Source organism: Serratia sp. CoH_134_PS_4 (assembly GCF_058190535.1).
Genome location: NZ_JBXWKI010000001.1, coordinates 526,343 through 544,182, shown reverse-complemented (window position 1 = coordinate 544,182; position 17,840 = coordinate 526,343). Strand labels below are relative to the sequence as shown.

Below are 17,840 nucleotides of genomic sequence, written 5' to 3'. Positions count from 1 at the left end.
CCTTTGACAAAGAGTAACCGGCCGTAAAGCACCGCATCCATAAAACGCTAGCACAACACTATGACAATGATTCAGGTGCAACAAACCCAGGAGCGCACTGATGCGTTATTGCCTCAATGCCCCCACGACTAGCCTTGTTCTATCAGCATGACCGCCGTGGTATCCGCTTCCAGGGCTTCAAAGATGTGCTCTCGATCGGCGGAATAACGGATGTAGTCCCCCGCGCCCAGCTCCACTGGCTGTTCTGTCGGCCCAATTCGCGCTCTGCCACTGCTGATAATCACATGTTCAATGGTACCTGGCATATGCGGCCGTGAAATGCGCGACTCCCCCGGCTGTACACGCAGGCGGTAAATATCTCTTTGTGCCCCCGGCGGGCAGGTTGCCAACAGCGTGGCGGCATAATTGGCGTGTTCAGAAACGGTAGTAACCCCTTCATTGGCGCGGATCACCTGAACGTGCTGACGGGGTTGGGAGATTAACCGGCTTACCGGCACATCCAGGGCCATGGCCAACGCCCACAATGTTTCCAGGCTGGGATTACCGCTACCGGTTTCCAGTTGCGAGAGCGTTGATTTGGCAATGCCCGCCCGGCGTGCCAATTCGGTAACCGTTAACCCAATCCGCTCACGCTCTCGGCGGATTGCGGCAGAAAGCAGGCCAATGGGTGTGGCGCTGTTGCTGGCATTATCGCTCATTGTTCACCATATCATCCGTTTGTTCGACTTGACGAACACCTAGTAGGTGTTCATCATAATGTTCAGTTGTTCATTTTAATGTCTTACATTCACGGCGACAAGCGCTTATCACATCAGGGAGAAAATGAATGAAAATAAAAACCAGCGGTGTGCTGCAGATGAGCCTCGCGATGGTAATTTCCGGCACCGTGGGCTGGCCGGTCGTTTTACTGGGGCAGCCGGCACCCACGGTGGTTTTCTGGCGCTGTGCGTTTGGTGCGCTGGCAATGTTGATCGTTTGTGCCTTGCTGGGTCAGTTAAGAAAAGGCGTGTTAACTCGCCGTCAGGCGGCCATTGCGGTACTCGGTGGTCTAGCACTGGTGTTGAATTGGACGCTGCTTTTCGGCGCTTATTCCTACGCGTCAATTGCCGTGGCAACCGTCACCTATCACGTCCAGCCTTTTATGTTGGTCGGGTTGGGCGTGTTGTTTTTTGGTGAAAAAATGACGGCGAATAAACTCGGTTGGCTGGTGCTGGCCTTTGGTGGCATGTTGCTGATCATTACAGGTAAACAGGATACAGGCAGTTCCAATGCCCATTACCTTACCGGGGTGTTACTGGCGCTGGGCGCGGCCTTTATGTATGCGGTAGCAGCCGCTATCGTCAAGCAGTTGAAAGGCGTACCGCCGCATCTGCTCGTACTCATTCAGCTCACCGTTGGCATGGTGCTGCTGGCCCCCTTCGCCGGTCTGGCTTCCTTGCCACCAACAGCCCATACCTGGTTGCTGCTGGCCACTCTCGGCTTGCTGCATACCGGCTTGATGTCTTCGCTGTTGTACAGTGCGATCCAGAAAATCCCCACCACTCTGATCGGGGCTTTATCGTTCATCTACCCATTAATGGCGATTCTGGTCGACTGGGCCGTATTCGGACATCGCCTTAGCCTGATGCAATTACTGGGCGCTGCGGCCATCTTGTTGTCGGCGGCCGGCATGAACTTTGGTTGGCAGCTGTTGCAGGCGAGTAAAGCCGCTCCTCAGGCCGGAGATCGCTAACGGGTTACCCCTCAACAGAGGCGTTATTCCCCGGAGAACCGCATGTTACGGCGCGCTGTTACCGGTTTTACCCCCTTGGTCACATTACCGGTAACACCCTTTTTTAACATCCTTCAGCGTGATATCTGTCGCAAAACCGTCTGTGGAAAACCGCTTTTATAGCAATAACGACGTTACGCTATTTTTGAACAGGTGAAACCATGACGACCCATACGCCCGATGAAGTGCTGTTAATTGCCCCAGTAATGGAAAATCTGCTTGCTCGCCTTGAGGCGACCTTTGTCGTGCACCGCTTATATGAACACGCGGATCCGGTTGCTTTCCTGGCGGCCAAAGGGCGTTCCTTGCGTGCCATTGTCACCCGTGGCGATATCGGCGTCACAACGGCGGTTCTCGAACAGTTACCGCAGTTAGGGCTGATTGCCGTGTTTGGCGTAGGAACAGACGCCATTGACCTGAGCTACACCCGTCAGCACGGTATTAAGGTCACCATCACCTCCGGCGCACTGACTGAGGACGTGGCCGATATGGCTCTTGGGCTGCTACTGGCTACCGCGCGTCAACTGTGTCACAACGACCGCTTTGTCCGCGATGGCCGCTGGTTACACGAGGCACCAGGCCTGTCAGTGCAGGTGAGCGGTAAACGACTGGGCATTTTTGGCATGGGGAATATCGGCCGTGCTATCGCTCAGCGCGCCGCCGGGTTCAACATGCGCATCCAGTACGCCAGTCACCAACAGGACAGCTCACTGCCCTACACCTATTACGCGGATCTGCTGGCATTGGCGCGGGAAAGTGACTTCTTTGTGATCGCCATTTCCGGCGGCAAGGACAGTGCAGGCCTGGTGGATAAAGCGGTATTCGATGCCCTGCCATCACATGCACTGGTGATCAACATTGCCCGCGGCAGCATCGTCAATGAAACCGATCTGATCGCGGCACTGCAAAGCGGCGCCATTGCCGGTGCCGGGCTCGACGTTTATGCCCACGAACCGCAGGTGCCCGCCGCGCTGATCGCCATGGATAATGTCGTACTGCAACCGCATATTGCCAGCGCCACCCAAGAAACGCGGCAAAAAATGAGCGACATCGTGTTTACCAACGTTGAAGCCTTTTTTAACTATGCGCCACTGCCCCACGCCATCGAATAAATAACGCGTTTTCTTTCGATTTTATTACCGCCGAATAACAGAACCTCGCGCTCTGGAGGTTCTCCCTGCGTCCTGTAAAGAGAGATCGCCATGGATAATAAAATACCCAACACCCGCTGGCTGCGGGTCATTGCCCCGATCCTGATTGCCTGCATCATTTCCTTTATGGACCGCGTTAATATCAGTTTTGCGCTGCCCGGCGGTATGGAAAGTGATCTAGGGATCACCAGCCAAATGGCCGGTTTAGCCAGCGGCATCTTTTTTATCGGCTATCTGTTTTTGCAGGTTCCCGGCGGCCGCATCGCGGTTAACGGCAGCGGTAAACGCTTTATCGCCTGGTCATTGTGCGCCTGGGCCGTGGTGTCTGTAGCGACCGGTTTTGTCACCAATCACTATCAACTGCTGGTGCTGCGCTTTGTCTTGGGTATTTCTGAAGGCGGCATGTTGCCGGTAGTACTGACGATGATCAGCAATTGGTTTCCAGAAAAAGAGCTGGGCCGAGCCAATGCCTTTGTCATGATGTTTGCGCCGTTGGGGGGCATGCTGACCGCACCGATTTCTGGTGCCATCATTAACCAACTCGATTGGCGCTGGTTGTTTATCCTCGAAGGTGTGCTGTCGTTAGTGGTTTTAGCCGTCTGGTGGCTATTGATCAGCGATCGGCCACAAGAGGCGCGTTGGTTACCGGCCCGCGAGCGAGAATATCTGGTGGCTGAACTCACGCGGGAACGTCAGGCCCGCAGCAGAACACAACCGGTCAGCAATGCCCCGCTGAAAGACGTATTCCGCAATAAAGGGCTAATGAAGCTGGTGCTGCTGAACTTCTTTTATCAAACCGGTGACTACGGTTACACCCTGTGGCTGCCTACTATTCTGAAGAACCTCACAGGCGGCAATATGGCCTCTGTGGGCTTCCTGGCCATTTTACCTTTCGTGGCAACCTTGTTGGGGATTTACCTGATTTCTGTCCTTACCGACAAAACCGGCAAGCGTCGGCTGTGGGTGATGGTGTCATTGTTCTGCTTCGCTGCCGCCTTGCTGGCATCGGTGGTGTTACGCCATAACGTGGTGGCCGCCTATATCGCGTTGGTGGTTTGTGGTTTCTTCCTGAAAGCGGCAACCAGCCCATTCTGGTCAATGCCCGGGCGTATTGCCTCTGCAGAAGTGGCCGGTGGCGCACGTGGCGTCATTAATGGCTTGGGCAATCTGGGGGGATTCTGCGGACCTTATCTGGTGGGCGTGATGATTTATCTCTATGGGCAAAACGTCGCGGTGTGCGGATTGGCGGTGTCGCTGATCATTGCCGGGATCATCGCATGGCGCTTGCCAAAAGAGTGTGACCTGACCGACAGCGAATCGGCGCATGACGCGCTGCTGGACAAGGCCAAACGGGCCTGAGCGACAACAAAACCACAAGCGGGCAACGGCAAAATTTGCTATGTTAGCCCGCTGATTAAGGTCTGTTGTTACTCGTTGGATAGGTCTATGTTTACCCATAAAGCAATTGCCGAACTCAATGCACTGGAGTTGATGGTTTATAACTACGTCATCAAGAATAAGAACCCCGTGATATACATGACCATTCGCGAGCTGGCGGAGGCCGTCGGGGTATCTACCACCACGGTACTGCGTTTTTGCAAAAAAATGGGCTGTGAGGGTTATTCTGAATTCCGCATTCGCTTTAAGTTGTATCTTGAACAGACCGAAGCGCCACCGATAGATTTCGGCACCAGTGAAATAATCAGTTTCTTTAAAAGTATTAACAACGACGAATTCAACCAGCTTATTGACCAGGCGGTACAATATATTGCCGCCGCAGAACGTATTATTTTTGTTGGCGTAAGCACATCGGGCGCATTAGGGAAATACGGTGCGCGTTTCTTTTCCAATGTAGGTAAATTCAGCACCCATATTGATGACCCTTATTACCCTATCAACAGTGACATGTATAAAAGCGCTGTCGCCATTATGCTTTCCGTGTCTGGCGAGACGGAAGAGATCCTGCGTCTGGCCAGCCAGTTCAGCCTGCATAACTGCAAGATTGTCAGCATCACCAACAATGAAACCTCATCGCTGGCGCGCATGGCAGACTTCAACCTCTCCTACCACGTGCCACCGCAGCTGATCGCCGGGCACCATAATATCACGACCCAAATCCCGGTTATTTACATTATTGAAACCATCGGCAAGCGATTGGGTCATATTAGCGCCGCGAAATAAAACAGCCTGTTTTTTTAATGTAACAAGTCACCCTAAGGGGCGGTTTGTTATATCGTGACATTCAATTCCAGCTTGCTACTATATTCTCATCCGTGACCTTTCATGAATAATGGAATGAGAAACCAACGATGAAACAACAACAGTTACCGAAAGATTTTCTGTGGGGTGGCGCCGTCGCTGCGCACCAGGTTGAAGGCGGTTGGGATCAAGGGGGCAAAGGCCCTAGCATCGCAGACGTATTGTCGGGCGGTGCACACGGCGTGGACCGCGTGATGACCGACGGTGTGCTGGAAGGCTATCGCTACCCCAACCACGAAGCGGTGGATTTCTACGGTCGCTATAAACAGGATATCGCGCTGTTCGCAGAAATGGGGTTCAAATGTTTCCGTACCTCGATCGCCTGGACCCGCATTTTCCCTAAGGGTGATGAGCTTGAGCCGAATGAAGCCGGCCTGCAATTCTACGATGATCTGTTTGATGAGTTGTTGAAATACAATATCCAACCGGTGATCACCCTGTCGCACTTTGAGATGCCCTATCACCTGGTGAAAGAGTATGGCGGTTGGAAGAACCGTCAGGTGGTCGATTTCTTCGTGCGTTTCAGCGAGGTGGTACTGCGTCGTTATCAGCATAAAGTGAAGTACTGGATGACCTTTAACGAGATCAACAACCAGAGCAACTACCAGTACCCATTGTTTGGCTATTGCTGTTCCGGCGTGGTGTATACCCAAGAAGAGAACCCAGAGCAGACGCTGTATCAGGTATTGCACCACCAGTTTGTCGCCAGTGCTCAGGTGGTTAAACTCGGTCACCAGATTAACCCGGAATTCAACATTGGCTGCATGCTGGCCTGCGTGCCCTTCTACCCGTTCTCCTGCAAGCCAGACGACGTCATGTACAGCGTAGAAGCGATGCATTCGCGCTACCTGTTCACCGACGTGCAAGTGCGCGGCTACTATCCGTCGTACCTGCTGCGAGACTGGGAACGCAAAGGCTTCAAGATTGAGATGCAGCCGCAGGACGAACAAACCCTGCGCGAAGGCTGCGCGGATTACATCGGTTTCAGCTACTACATGAGCAATGCTCTGAAGGCCGATGCGGTAAGCACTGGCGATGCGATGTTCGACTTCCCCGGTAACGTACCAAACCCGCATGTAAAAGCGTCCGACTGGGGATGGCAGATTGATCCCGTTGGGCTGCGTTACTCGTTGAACGTGTTGTACGAACGCTACCAGAAGCCGTTGTTTATCGTTGAAAATGGCTTTGGCGCCTTCGACAAGGTCGAAGCTGACGGTAAAATCAACGATGATTATCGCATCGACTACCTAAGCGCACATATCGAACAGATGAAAAAAGCCGTGATCGACGACGGGGTTGATTTGATCGGTTACACCCCTTGGGGCTGTATCGACTGTGTCTCCTTCACCACCGGGGAATACGGCAAACGCTACGGTTTTATCTACGTCGACAAACACGACGACGGTACCGGCACGCTCGAGCGTTCGCGCAAAAAGAGTTTTGACTGGTACCGAAGGGTTATCGCCAGCAACGGCGAACAGCTGTAATACGCCCGTTCCCCCTGTGAGCCACATTTTGTGGCTCTTTTTTATTGTGGCATAGTCATGGCGCAGTCACATATTACTCCCTCCAACCGTCTGCATTTAAAAGAGAAGGATCGATGATGAGTGAAAGCATTCACCAAACCATAATGCAGGAACCACAGATGCAAAACGCAACAACGCACTCGGTTGGACACAGCGTCAACCTGTACCTTGTGAACGCCTTTACCCGGGAGAATTCTGGCGGCAACCCTGCTGGGGTCGTTCTCTACCCGCCCGACCTGAACGTTACGCAAAAAATCGCTATTGCGCGGCAGGTCGGTTTTTCCGAGACCGCATTCGTCTATACCGGTGACGACACAGATTTTAAGGTGGAGTTTTTTACGCCTGAAGGCGAGGTGGATTTTTGCGGGCATGCGACGGTAGCCGTTTTCTCTACGCTGGTTTCGCTCCATCTGCTTAAGCCGGGCCAGTATAGCCAAAAAACCAAAGCCGGTATTCTGAGTGTCGCCGTCAGCCCCCACGATGTCGTTATGGAGCAGACTCTCCCTATCACCCGGCCAGGGCCTGATGTTGAATCTGTTGCGCTTGCCCTCGGCATTCACCCCGAGGTCATTGTGGGGACCGGTTTGCCCATCGCTGTGGTCTCAACGGGATTGCCGGACATCATTGTCCCCGTACAGCCTGGCCAGTTAGACAGCCTGCAGCCCGACGATGAAGCGATCGCCAACCTGAGCCGCCAATTCGATGCTATCGGTTTCCACGTATTTGAACTGAGTCGCCAAGCCCCCATCACCGCCCACTGCCGGAATTTCGCACCGCTCTACGGTATCAGTGAAGAGTCCGCCACCGGCAGTGCCAGTGGCGCTCTGGGATGCTATCTGGTCAATCATGTCCTGCCCGACGATACCCATTTTCTGTTCGAGCAAGGGCGAGCCATGGGTTGCTCGTCTCTGATCCAGGTGACGATTGATACACAGGCGCGGACCATTAGCCGCGTTAGCGTCGGTGGGCAAGCCATTATGATCGGCACAAAAACGGTGGGGCTTTAAAACGTCCACATAAGCACAGGGGTGTGGCCTGCCCGGCATCCTATTTTGCCGGGTTAAATTTAGTGAAGCTTGAGACCACCGCAGTGCCTGGGTCTGGGCAGATCAAAGGCCTTTGGCAATGCCGCGGGTAGCCAATTGCGCCTGGCGGTTATACCCCTTGGCACCCTTTACAAAGATGGCGCAAGCGGTGATTAACGCCGGAATGGCGATAATGGCAAAAATGCGGTCGAACCCCCACCCCAGCGCCAGCATTTCAGCTCCGGCGAAGGCGCTCAGAATGGCACCAATACGCCCAACGCCGTGCATCCAGCTGGAGCCGGTAGCCCGTGCTTCTGTAGGATAATAATGCGCAGACAGCGCATTCATGCCGGTATTCGCGCCGTTCAGGCAAAAACCGCAGGCCAAAGCTACCATGCCAAGCATGACCGTGCTATGGGCCACCAGCCCGATCAATAACGTGAAACACGCGCCCAACAAATAGATTACGCCCAACGCCCGGTGCGGATTAACCCGATCCATTAGCCAACCGGTAATCAGCGAACCGAAGGTGCCACCTGCCTGATACAGAGCGGTAATCACCGCAGCCTGCGCCACACTCATGCCGATACCTTTAACCAACGTCGGTAACCAGCTGCCCAGCAGATAGACCAGAAACAGCGCCATAAAATAGCCCAACCACAGCATCAGGCTACCGAACCAATACTGTCGTGAGACCACAATCTGCATTGCGCCTTTGCCGGGTTCCACCTGTGTCGGCAACCTGTAACGCGTATGGGGATTTGTGCTACCGGGGGCCAGTTTTTCCACAATTTTGCCAATGCGTTGCTGGCTGGCACGTTTGGCCACCAAAAATCGCACCGACTCCGGCAGCTTGGCGATTAACAGCGGTACGCACACCAGTGGCAGTATGCCGCCCAGTAATAAAAGTGCATGCCAGCCCCTGTGCGGAATGATCCACGATGCGGCAAATCCCCCCAGCGCAGCACCGAAAGTAAAGCCGCAGAACACCACGGTGATAACAAAAGAGCGTTTCTTTTCCGGTGCATATTCAGAGATCAACGTGCCCACATTTGGCATCGCCGCTCCCAGCCCCAGTCCGGTCATAAAGCGGAAGAAAATCATTTGATCAATATTGTGTGAGAATGCGGTGGCCAGCGTCCATACGCCAAAAAAGAACACGCTATTGATAATGATCACTTTGCGACCCAACCAGTCTGCCAACGGACCGGACAGTAATGCCCCTATTGTCAGGCCTATCAGCGCCGCACTGATCACCATACCCAACTGATGATTACCCACACCCCATTCGTTTTTCAGCTCCGGTGCGATAAACCCCATCAGGGTAATGTCGAATCCATCCAGGGCGATAACAATGAATCCCAGCAAGATGATCAGTTTCTGGTAGGCACATATCGGACGATCGTTGATCAGCGTTCGAACATCAATTTCGTTTGAAACCACAATTTTTCCTTCGCACAAACGCTCAGCATGCCCATGTTCAACCATCGAACAAACCGTGAATTATCGTGCTGCTACTGTAAGAATTCCTGCACGGGTCGGCAACGGAGATTATCGATAATCCGAGGTTTTTCGAACCGAAAGGTACATTTTCAACAGTAAGAGATATCACCCCGTCAGCACCAAGCAGGACATTAGGCTGCACGTTTGCCCAGTCATTGCCCTTAACATCCGTAAAACTCGCCGTTATAAAGTGGAAAATAGTCTTGTTTAATGGCTGTTGAGACGTCTATCATTGCTGTTCGTTTACATTTCCGCAACATGATGCCCTTCTCAAAAGTGAAGAGGCGGCGGATTGTATTGACGGGTCACCCCGGTTACTCTTAACCGGTGTCCCCACAAAGATAAGTGACTGATGTTTTGAAGAATGATGAGATCCCTGCCACCAAGCGCAAAAACGACCCCGTCGGCCTTAAGCAACGCATTTTCGCTGCGGCACTGGCTGAGTTTGCCGAAGCGGGCCTAAAAGGCGCTCGCATGGAGAACATTGCAGAGCAGGCTGCGACCACCAAACGTATGGTGGTTTATCACTTCAAGAATAAAGAATCGCTCTACCTGGACGTGCTTGAGCACGTATATCTGCATATACGCGCTCACGAAACGGGGTTGGATTTGCAAGCACTGGCCCCGGTAGAGGCCATGACCCGGCTGGTAGAAGAAAGCTTTAATTACCACGCAGAACACCCTGACTTCATCCGCGTGATCTGCATGGAAAACATGATGCGCGGTCAGTATATCCGCCAGTCACCACGTATTAAGGCCTTGAATCAGAGCGCACTGACACTTCTGGAGGCGATATTGCAGCGCGGTAAACAAGAGCGGCTGTTCACCCCAGACGCCAGTGCCGCAGACGTGCATCGGTTGATCAGCAGCCTGTGTTTCCACTATGTCGCCAACCAGTATACTTTTAATACCCTGTTTGAAAGCCATGAACCGCCCGAAGATCAGGTGATTCATAACCGTCAGTTGGCGGTTGTGGCGACCCTGCGTTACCTGGCGTTGGGACGGTGATGACCAAGGATACGCTCAGAAAGAACGTATCCTGCGGGGTAAAAGTGCACCAGATCTTAGGCTGTTGTCGCACTAATCAACCTGTTGTGCGTTAGCTAAATATTTGGCCATTTCCGCTTCAGGCACCATACCACCGCCCGTTGCCCATACCAGATGGGTAGCACTCTTCATCTGCGCCTCATTCAGCCCCTGACTTGCCAGCCACTCGGTATCTGCCGTGACACGCCATGGCCCCGGCATACCGGCCAAGGCAGAAGGCTCAAGCTGAATGTGCTCATGACGATCCAGCAACCCCAGAAGCGCAAACATCTCATCATCGCTGAGCGTGTAAAAACCGGAAAGCAGGCGCTCCATGGCGCGCCCAACGAAGCCGGATGCGCGTCCAACCGCCAGGCCGTCTGCCGCGGTGTGGTTATCAATGCCCAAATCCTGAACGGCAATGCCATCGTGCAGTCCGGTATGTACACCCAGCAGCATACAAGGTGAGTGCGTCGGCTCGGCAAAAATGCAGTGCACATGGTCACCAAAAGCCAGTTTCAGCCCAAAAGCGACCCCGCCGGGGCCACCGCCGACACCACAGGGCAAATAAACGAACAGCGGATGTTGGGCATCAACCTGAATGCCTTTCTCGTCAAACTGACGCTTCAAACGCCCACCGGCAACGGCATAGCCCAGGAATAACGTCTGTGAGTTTTCATCATCAATAAAGAAACAGTGTGGATCCTGCGCGGCCTGCAAACGGCCCTGTTCCACGGCGACGCCATAATCTTGTGCATATTCAACTACGTTGACGCCATTATCACGCAGCTTCTGCTTTTTCCATTCACGGGCATCTGCCGACATGTGCACGCTGACGCTGAAACCCAGTCTGGCACTGATAATGCCGATCGACATACCCAGGTTACCGGTTGAGCCCACCGCAATGCGGTAGTTGCTGAAAAATTCGCGGAACTCCGCCGAGAACAACCTGGAATAATCGTCCGTTAACTGCAGTTTCCCTGCTTCCAGAGCCAGTTTCTCTGCATGTGTCAGCACCTCGTAAATGCCCCCGCGGGCCTTGATCGACCCGGAGATTGGCAGGTGGCTGTCTTTTTTCAGCCATAAACGCCCGCCTAACGGCAGGCTATAGCGCCGATCGAGCGCCGTTTGCATGGCAGGAATCGCGACGACATCAGATTCAATCACCCCGTTGGTGATGCGCGTTTCCGGGAAGGCGGCGCTCAGATAAGGGGCAAAACGCATTAACCGTTGTTCCGCATCGGTCACGTCGGCAGCGCCAAGACCGACAAAGGGCAGCCCCGCGTTCAACGTGGTCGCTCGTGGGTTGAACCAGGTCACCGGTTTAAGGTCGATCAGTGCCTGCACCAGCGGGAATTGGGTAACCCATTGCTGAATCTGTGTCTTTTCCATTTTTGTTCTCTACGCTGCACAAAGGTTAGCTCTAGGGTGCAGCGATTCGTCGACGCTGACAAATGATAAAAATTCAGCCCTGCGTGAGCAGGGTTGATGCAAAAAGGTGATTTGTGTCAATTTACACCCCACAGTGATGCCTTGCATTACACTGAATCATCTAACTGCCCCACAGCCAATATGACTGCGGGGCAGTTAGCTGCGATGTTATCCGCGAGCTGCCGCCTCTAACGCCGCAACATCCAGTTTGACCATCTGCAGCATCGCCTCGGTTACCCTTCTTACCTTCATGGCATCGGGATCGTTCATCAGCTCTGTCAGTCGCTTGGGAACAATCTGCCAACTCAACCCCCAGCGATCGCGCAACCAACCGCATTGCTCAACACGACCGCCGTCGCTCAACGCATCCCACAGGCGATCAACCTCCGCCTGATCTGCACATTCGACCATAATGGAGAAACTGTGGTTGAACGGATCCAAAGGGCCCGCTTCAATCGCTGCATACCGCTGGTCACCCAGCGTAAAAGCCGCCAGTTTTACGCTGCCTGCCGGGCCGCTGGGGGTGTCGGCAGGCAATGTGGAGTGCCAGGTTAGGGAAGAACCGGGGATCAGATCGATGTAACAGCGTAGTGCTGCATCCATGTCTTTCTCAAACCACAAGTGTTGGGTTATTTTCACAATATCCCCTCCGCTATTGGTCCAGGATAGATTCGAAGCCGCCGAAGATCATTCGCTTGCCGTCAAACGGCATTTTTTCGCCCAACGCTTTCATACGCGGGTCGGTCATCATCTTCTGATTCGCCTCATCGCGTACGGCCTTAGACGGGTATTCGATCCAACTGAATACCACAACTTCATCAGCTTCAGCCTTAACCGCACCACGAAAATCGGTGAGTTTGCCATCGGGGATATCATTACCCCAGCATTCGACGATCCGCGTGGCACCGAACTCTTTAAACAGGGGGGCCGTTGCGGCGGCCAGTTTTTGGTACGCCTCCTTATTGGCGGCGGGTACCGCCACCACAAAACCTTCAACATATTTCATCGGAGATTCCTCTTGTCTGTTCGACAGTCGGTGTGGCGCAGACGGAGCTGCCTACGCCCTCTTCCATTTTAGACGCCATTGGCGGGGGCAACCATTTACACCGCAGAGGGCTCAAAGGTCGGGGGTGTTTCGAGGGAGTAACTCTGGCGTTGCGACCCGGTTCCGGCCACTGTTTTTGGCTTTGTATACTGCTAAGTCCGCGATTTTCAACAGGTTGTCAAGATTCTGTTCGGAACCGCCAATGCAGGTAACCATGCCGATGCTCACCGTGATTTGCAAATGGTTACCGGCTGGCATGGTGATAGATTCAATTTCAATTCGTCGACGTAAGCGCTCAGCCAGCGACATCGCATCTTGCGGTTGTTCGATCGGCGCCACGATCGCGAACTCCTCTCCCCCCATACGGCCAAAGAGATCGTGCTCGCGTAGGTCCCCCATGATGGCGCGGGTAAAGGACAACAACGCCACATCGCCGCCAGCGTGGCCAAAACGGTCATTGATCGATTTAAAATAGTCGATATCCAGCATCATAATGCAGACCCGTTCCCCTTTTTGGCTAACCAGGCGCGTGCCACGCTGCATAAAGGCGTTGCGGGTTAATACGTGGGTCAGCGCATCGTGGTTCGCTACGTGCTCTAACCTGCGCAGCAGTGCATTTCGGGCAAAATTCATGCTGGCGACAGCGATCGGCCCCAGCGCCAAAAGCGCCACGCCCAACCGCATCGACACCGTATTTTGCAATATCGTCATGTCGAGATTAATAGCGATCAGCCCCAGATCAATCGCCAGATGGCACCACAATACATAGGCCAACACGGCAATCATCGTACTGAACAGCGAAAACGTCATCGCCAGCCACAGCAGGATTGGCATGGGGAAAATCACCGCGCCGGGGCCGCCAATCACGACGCTGCAGATACAGGCCATCGTCAGCAGGATTAACACGGCGACCTTTGTGCAGATGTTGTACCACTGACTGCGCAAGGTCACTGCCTGCGTAATGCTGCGCAAATACCCTTTCCAGTCTGCCGGTAAAGCCAGAATAAACGGCATTAACGTAATATAATTGGTGAACTCAGAAGACAACCACAGCGCCAATGAAGGCAGATATTGACGACCGAACAGCAACACTGAAGCCCCTGCACCCAGTAACCCCGTTGCGGTCGCACTCGCCAGGCAGATAGCAAACAGATAAATACTGGACGAGGTACGTTCCAGGGCTCGAATTTGAGGCGGCAAAAGCATAAACAGATAATATCCGACCGCCACACCCGCCATATTGGCCCCATTGAGCAATAGGGCTTTGCCCAGCGTACTGCCGGTGAGTAAATCGGCTGCCAAATAACCCAGCATGGCCATCGCCCACCCCACAGGGCTGGCGAGTTTAGGGTAACGCACCAGAACGGCCAGCAACACGGCATTGGTCGGCCAAAATGTCGCCAAAAGGCCGGTAGGTCGGCTTTCAATGCCAAAGATACAGGTTGCAAACACCAGCAAAAGAACGATCACTGCATGCTGTAATTTTGTCGCGCCAGATAACTCGGTGGTGTGCATCTTGCTTCCAGAGGCTTGCGAAGAATACGGATAAAATCTAGCCTGCATAATGGCAACGGATAGCCCGTCTGCCATGCCTGACGGTGCACGTAAAACGCGCAGCCAGACTCATATTATTGCCACTTTTAGCGGGGTTGGCACCCGTTAATTAACGCTTTAAAAATACTATTATGTATCAATCTGTAGCGTTATGTGGTTGCCGAATTCCCATGCTCCCTCGCCTGTGGCGCGTCGTGTTAAACGAGGCCAAATTGCGCTTCACCACAGCGCAAAAGCGTAGCGCGCGGTTTTGGCTGCAAAGCTCCAGGATCGCGTTTCCCCCAATCAGACAAACATTCACTATTCAAATCGTGCATATGCAAATTATAATAAAAATGATAATTGTTATTATTTATTAATTTGATATGGAATTGTATGCACCAGGTAGAAAGTCATCGTCTGAATAAAACAAAAAAATGTCAGGTTTTTCGTTCAATTCCCCTGCTTGTCAGCGTCTTACCGGCACTGCCTGTGGCCGCCGCCCAGGCAGAGGACGAGTCGCTCACCGTCACAACCAGCTCCTTGCCGGCAGCGGGCTACAGCACGGATAGCGCGTCCACCGCCAGCAAAACCAACACCCCACTCAGCGAAGTGCCGCAATCTGTCAGCGTTGTCACACCTGACGTCATTAACGACTTCCAGGTCAAAAGCGTCAACGATGCCATGAAATTCGTCAGTGGCGTGACACAGGGTAATACGCTGGGCGGCACTGAAGACGGGTTTGTCAAACGTGGTTTTGGTGTTAACTCGGACGGTTCAGTATTCATCGACGGCGTTCGTAGTAATCAGGGCTTGAGCATGGACGCCACCACTGACCGCGTTGAGGTGCTTAAAGGCTCGGCGTCGTTGCTGTATGGCATTCTCAGCCCTGGCGGCATCATTAACCTCATCAGTAAAAAACCGCAATACGACTGGAACACCCGCCTCAGCGGTGCCACTAACAGTTTTGGTGGCGGCAGCGGCACGGTCGACGTCACCGGGCCACTCGGCAACGGTTTTGCTTTTCGTTTTATTGCCGAGCGTCAACACGAAGATTACTGGCGCAATTTTGGCACCGATGAGCATACGCTGATTGCACCGTCACTCAGTTGGTTTGGCGATAAAGCATCATTCAACATTGCCTACAGCGAATACAAATACGATATTCCTTATGACCGTGGCACCGCCTTTATCAATGGCAAGCCTGTCGATATTCCTTATAACCGCCGGCTGGACGATTATGCCAACCACGCATGGGGCAAAAACAAACGCCTCAACGCACATTATGACTACGCACTGGACAGCACCTGGACCACCCGTTTCAACTATGCCTGGATGCAACGTCGCTACGACAGCAACGAAGTGCGTGCCACGGCGATCGACACCGCCACGGGAATTGTTTCACGCCGTGCGGATGCCAACCGCGGCTTCAACCACCAGACAGACTATTATTCCTGGGATGTGATCGGGTCGCCGATCGCACTTGGCATGCAACATGACCTGTTGGTGGGCGTCGACTATGAGAAAAATGAGACCTACAAGGCCTACTCCTACCGCGGCAAGGTGTCAAAAACCTTCAATATGTATGATCCTGCCTACGGTGAAACGCCGGTGACCAACAGCAGTACTTACAATGATGCCCTGAGTAATCTACGCAGCACCTTGTACAGTCGTTCGGTCTACGCCAAAGACAGTATTCATTTAACCGACCAGTGGATTGCCGTCCTCGGCGCCCGCTACCAGTCTTATTACCAAAACAACAGTAATGGCTTCCTGAAACCCAAAAACACGCTGAACGACAAGGATGACAAATTCCTGCCGCAGGCCGGTGTGGTGTACAAGCTCACGCCGGCTATTTCACTGTATGCCAACTACAGCCGCTCTTTCACTCCGTCCACGGCCGTGGATGACAACGGGAACGTTGCTACGCCTGAAACCGGCACTACCTACGAGGTTGGCGGTAAATGGCAAGTGACCCCAGTGGTCGATGCTATGCTGGCGCTGTACCGTATAGACGAAAACAATATGTCGATCTTTATCAACGGCGTCACTCGCAGCATTCCAAAAGCGCGCTCTAGCGGCGTTGAACTGGAGCTAAACGGAGAACTCGCCCGCAATTGGGATCTGACCGCCAATTACAGTTACGACAAAACCGAGATTGTCGAAGATAACCTCAACCCGGATAACGTCGGTAACCGCCTGGTGAACGCCCCAACCAACATGGGGAGTCTCTATCTCAGCCACCGCATGACGCTACCTGCGGTACCGGGTGATGTACGGCTGGGCGGAGGGGGCCGCTATGTGGGCCGTCGCGCAGGCGATCCGGAAAACAGTTTTACCATGCCTGCCTACACGGTGGCAGATGCGTTTATCGCTTGGGACAGTAAGCTGGTTGGCAAACACACCCAGATCAAGCTGAACGTCAAAAACCTGTTCAACCGCGAATATTATGCGTCCAGTGCAGGTAACCTGCGGGTCATTGAGGGGGAACCGCGCAGCCTGAGCCTGCAGGCAACGGTAGATTTCTGATCGTGACTCCCCGGATGCCGTCCGGGGAGTTGTGTCTGCCGGCAGAAGATAAAAAAACACCCTGTGGGTTCACAGGGTGACAACATATCCTCTGTGGGTACGGTGTTATTTCAGGTTAAGCATCTTCCCGAGTAAAATATCTGTTGATTCGAGCATGTCCGTATCAATACCTGCGGAGGGTGTGAAGGTCAACTCACCAAAAATAGCTTTGCCGTTGGAGATATAGAAATCAACGCGGACAAACTCAAAGGGTTCAGATAATATTCTGGCGTACTCAAAGAGCGCGTCATACCCCTCAGGTTTCACAAAGGCGTCAATCTCTTCCTGGCTAAGTGCCAAACAGTCTTGGCTATAACACAAGAATTTGAAGTCTTTATCAAAAAAGTAATATTTCGGCGTGCCGGTTTCCCTGCCGACACACAGCAACGTGCAGTAAGGAACACCGTGGAAGCAGTATATTTTATAGTCATCAGGCCCCTGACCACTCGATGACGCGATGAACTTTTCACCAATGATTTTTTTGTTAATATTCTTATAGTTTAACTCTGCATAGACCTTCCAGTAGTCACTTTCCATCCAATTTTCAATGGTTTTAGCTGCTTGTGCAATGTCTAGCGAGCCTTTGTCCTGGCAAATCAAATTGTAACCAGAACCGTGATTACCTTTAATCACAAACTTTTCCGGCAAAGACGCCCATGGGATTTCATGAACAGAGTCACAGGCGAAATAGAGTTCATTAAGGATCTCCTCACAGCCTTTCTCTTTTATATACTCCCTCACTGCATATTTGTCTGCACATTGCGTGATTAATGCATTGTTACTGTAATCGTTAAGCTTCAGATAATTTATCTTTTCGTTCCACGTGGCTGGAGGGTTTAAGTTTAATGTCTTCCCGAAGGCCTTTTTATATATGTATTTCGCTTTAAAGGTCGGCGAGAATGTTGCCAGTTGATTCATGATAAATTTATTAATGTGTTTTCTCATACAACTTGTCTCATCATGGGGTAAACGCGGTGCCCTACAAGAACTCAATAACGTCAT

General features: G+C 52.8%; 15 protein-coding genes. 8 read left to right on the top strand and 7 right to left on the bottom strand.

The annotated features are described in order from the left end of the window. Nucleotides 1-128 precede the first annotated feature (128 nt). On the bottom strand, nucleotides 129-698 hold the full coding sequence (locus AC2FCQ_RS02545; protein WP_209633518.1) for a helix-turn-helix domain-containing protein: 570 nt from the start codon (nucleotides 696-698) through the stop codon (nucleotides 129-131). Nucleotides 699-826: 128 nt separating this feature from the next. Between AC2FCQ_RS02545 and AC2FCQ_RS02540 the strand changes: the two genes are divergently transcribed. The 6 genes from AC2FCQ_RS02540 to AC2FCQ_RS02515 all read left to right on the top strand — a co-directional run bounded on the left by AC2FCQ_RS02540 (nucleotide 827) and on the right by AC2FCQ_RS02515 (nucleotide 7,714). Beyond that, nucleotides 827-1,732, top strand: coding sequence for a DMT family transporter (locus AC2FCQ_RS02540; RefSeq protein ID WP_490307491.1), 906 nt, complete (start codon nucleotides 827-829; stop codon nucleotides 1,730-1,732). Between the two features lie 200 nt (nucleotides 1,733-1,932). After that, a complete protein-coding gene (locus tag AC2FCQ_RS02535) occupies nucleotides 1,933-2,883 on the top strand; it encodes a 2-hydroxyacid dehydrogenase (protein WP_490307490.1) in 951 nt (316 codons plus the stop codon). Between the two features lie 90 nt (nucleotides 2,884-2,973). Next, nucleotides 2,974-4,281 carry an MFS transporter gene (locus AC2FCQ_RS02530; protein WP_490307489.1) on the top strand — a complete coding sequence of 436 codons (1,308 nt, stop codon included), beginning with the start codon at nucleotides 2,974-2,976 and terminating at the stop codon, nucleotides 4,279-4,281. An 87-nt stretch (nucleotides 4,282-4,368) separates the two neighbouring features. Further along, on the top strand, nucleotides 4,369-5,103 hold the full coding sequence (locus tag AC2FCQ_RS02525; protein WP_265553304.1) for a MurR/RpiR family transcriptional regulator: 735 nt from the start codon (nucleotides 4,369-4,371) through the stop codon (nucleotides 5,101-5,103). Between the two features lie 128 nt (nucleotides 5,104-5,231). Then, a complete protein-coding gene (locus AC2FCQ_RS02520) occupies nucleotides 5,232-6,668 on the top strand; it encodes a 6-phospho-beta-glucosidase (RefSeq protein WP_265553306.1) in 1,437 nt (478 codons plus the stop codon). A gap of 158 nt (nucleotides 6,669-6,826) precedes the next feature. After that, a complete protein-coding gene (locus AC2FCQ_RS02515) occupies nucleotides 6,827-7,714 on the top strand; it encodes a PhzF family phenazine biosynthesis protein (RefSeq protein ID WP_490307488.1) in 888 nt (295 codons plus the stop codon). A gap of 102 nt (nucleotides 7,715-7,816) precedes the next feature. Here AC2FCQ_RS02515 and AC2FCQ_RS02510 read toward each other — a convergent pair whose 3' ends face one another. Next, nucleotides 7,817-9,178: an MFS transporter gene (locus AC2FCQ_RS02510; RefSeq protein WP_490307733.1), complete on the bottom strand. Its 1,362-nt coding sequence runs from the start codon at nucleotides 9,176-9,178 to the stop codon at nucleotides 7,817-7,819. 414 nt (nucleotides 9,179-9,592) lie between these two features. On the opposite strand from AC2FCQ_RS02510, the gene AC2FCQ_RS02505 reads away from it, so the two are divergent. Next, entirely contained in the window at nucleotides 9,593-10,243 is a 651-nt protein-coding gene (locus AC2FCQ_RS02505) for a TetR/AcrR family transcriptional regulator (RefSeq protein ID WP_209634210.1), read from the top strand. A 72-nt stretch (nucleotides 10,244-10,315) separates the two neighbouring features. Here AC2FCQ_RS02505 and dsdA read toward each other — a convergent pair whose 3' ends face one another. The 4 genes from dsdA to AC2FCQ_RS02485 all read right to left on the bottom strand — a co-directional run bounded on the left by dsdA (nucleotide 10,316) and on the right by AC2FCQ_RS02485 (nucleotide 14,252). Further along, on the bottom strand, nucleotides 10,316-11,653 hold the full coding sequence (gene dsdA, locus AC2FCQ_RS02500) for a D-serine ammonia-lyase (protein WP_490307487.1): 1,338 nt from the start codon (nucleotides 11,651-11,653) through the stop codon (nucleotides 10,316-10,318). A 207-nt stretch (nucleotides 11,654-11,860) separates the two neighbouring features. Further along, nucleotides 11,861-12,331, bottom strand: coding sequence for a VOC family protein (locus AC2FCQ_RS02495; RefSeq protein ID WP_209633537.1), 471 nt, complete (start codon nucleotides 12,329-12,331; stop codon nucleotides 11,861-11,863). Between the two features lie 13 nt (nucleotides 12,332-12,344). Continuing rightward, nucleotides 12,345-12,698 (bottom strand): DUF1428 domain-containing protein, encoded by a 354-nt coding sequence (locus AC2FCQ_RS02490; protein WP_209633539.1) that lies wholly within the window; start codon nucleotides 12,696-12,698, stop codon nucleotides 12,345-12,347. A 111-nt stretch (nucleotides 12,699-12,809) separates the two neighbouring features. After that, a complete protein-coding gene (locus AC2FCQ_RS02485; RefSeq protein WP_209633541.1) occupies nucleotides 12,810-14,252 on the bottom strand; it encodes a GGDEF domain-containing protein in 1,443 nt (480 codons plus the stop codon). A 414-nt stretch (nucleotides 14,253-14,666) separates the two neighbouring features. Between AC2FCQ_RS02485 and AC2FCQ_RS02480 the strand changes: the two genes are divergently transcribed. Next, on the top strand, nucleotides 14,667-16,799 hold the full coding sequence (locus tag AC2FCQ_RS02480) for a TonB-dependent siderophore receptor (RefSeq protein ID WP_490307486.1): 2,133 nt from the start codon (nucleotides 14,667-14,669) through the stop codon (nucleotides 16,797-16,799). 105 nt (nucleotides 16,800-16,904) lie between these two features. Here the strand turns inward: AC2FCQ_RS02480 and AC2FCQ_RS02475 are convergent, their stop codons facing one another. Then, the gene (locus AC2FCQ_RS02475; RefSeq protein ID WP_209633545.1) at nucleotides 16,905-17,783 is read right to left on the bottom strand and encodes an ATP-grasp fold amidoligase family protein; all 879 of its coding nucleotides are present in this window, start codon (nucleotides 17,781-17,783) and stop codon (nucleotides 16,905-16,907) included. Between the last annotated feature and the right edge of the window lie 57 nt (nucleotides 17,784-17,840).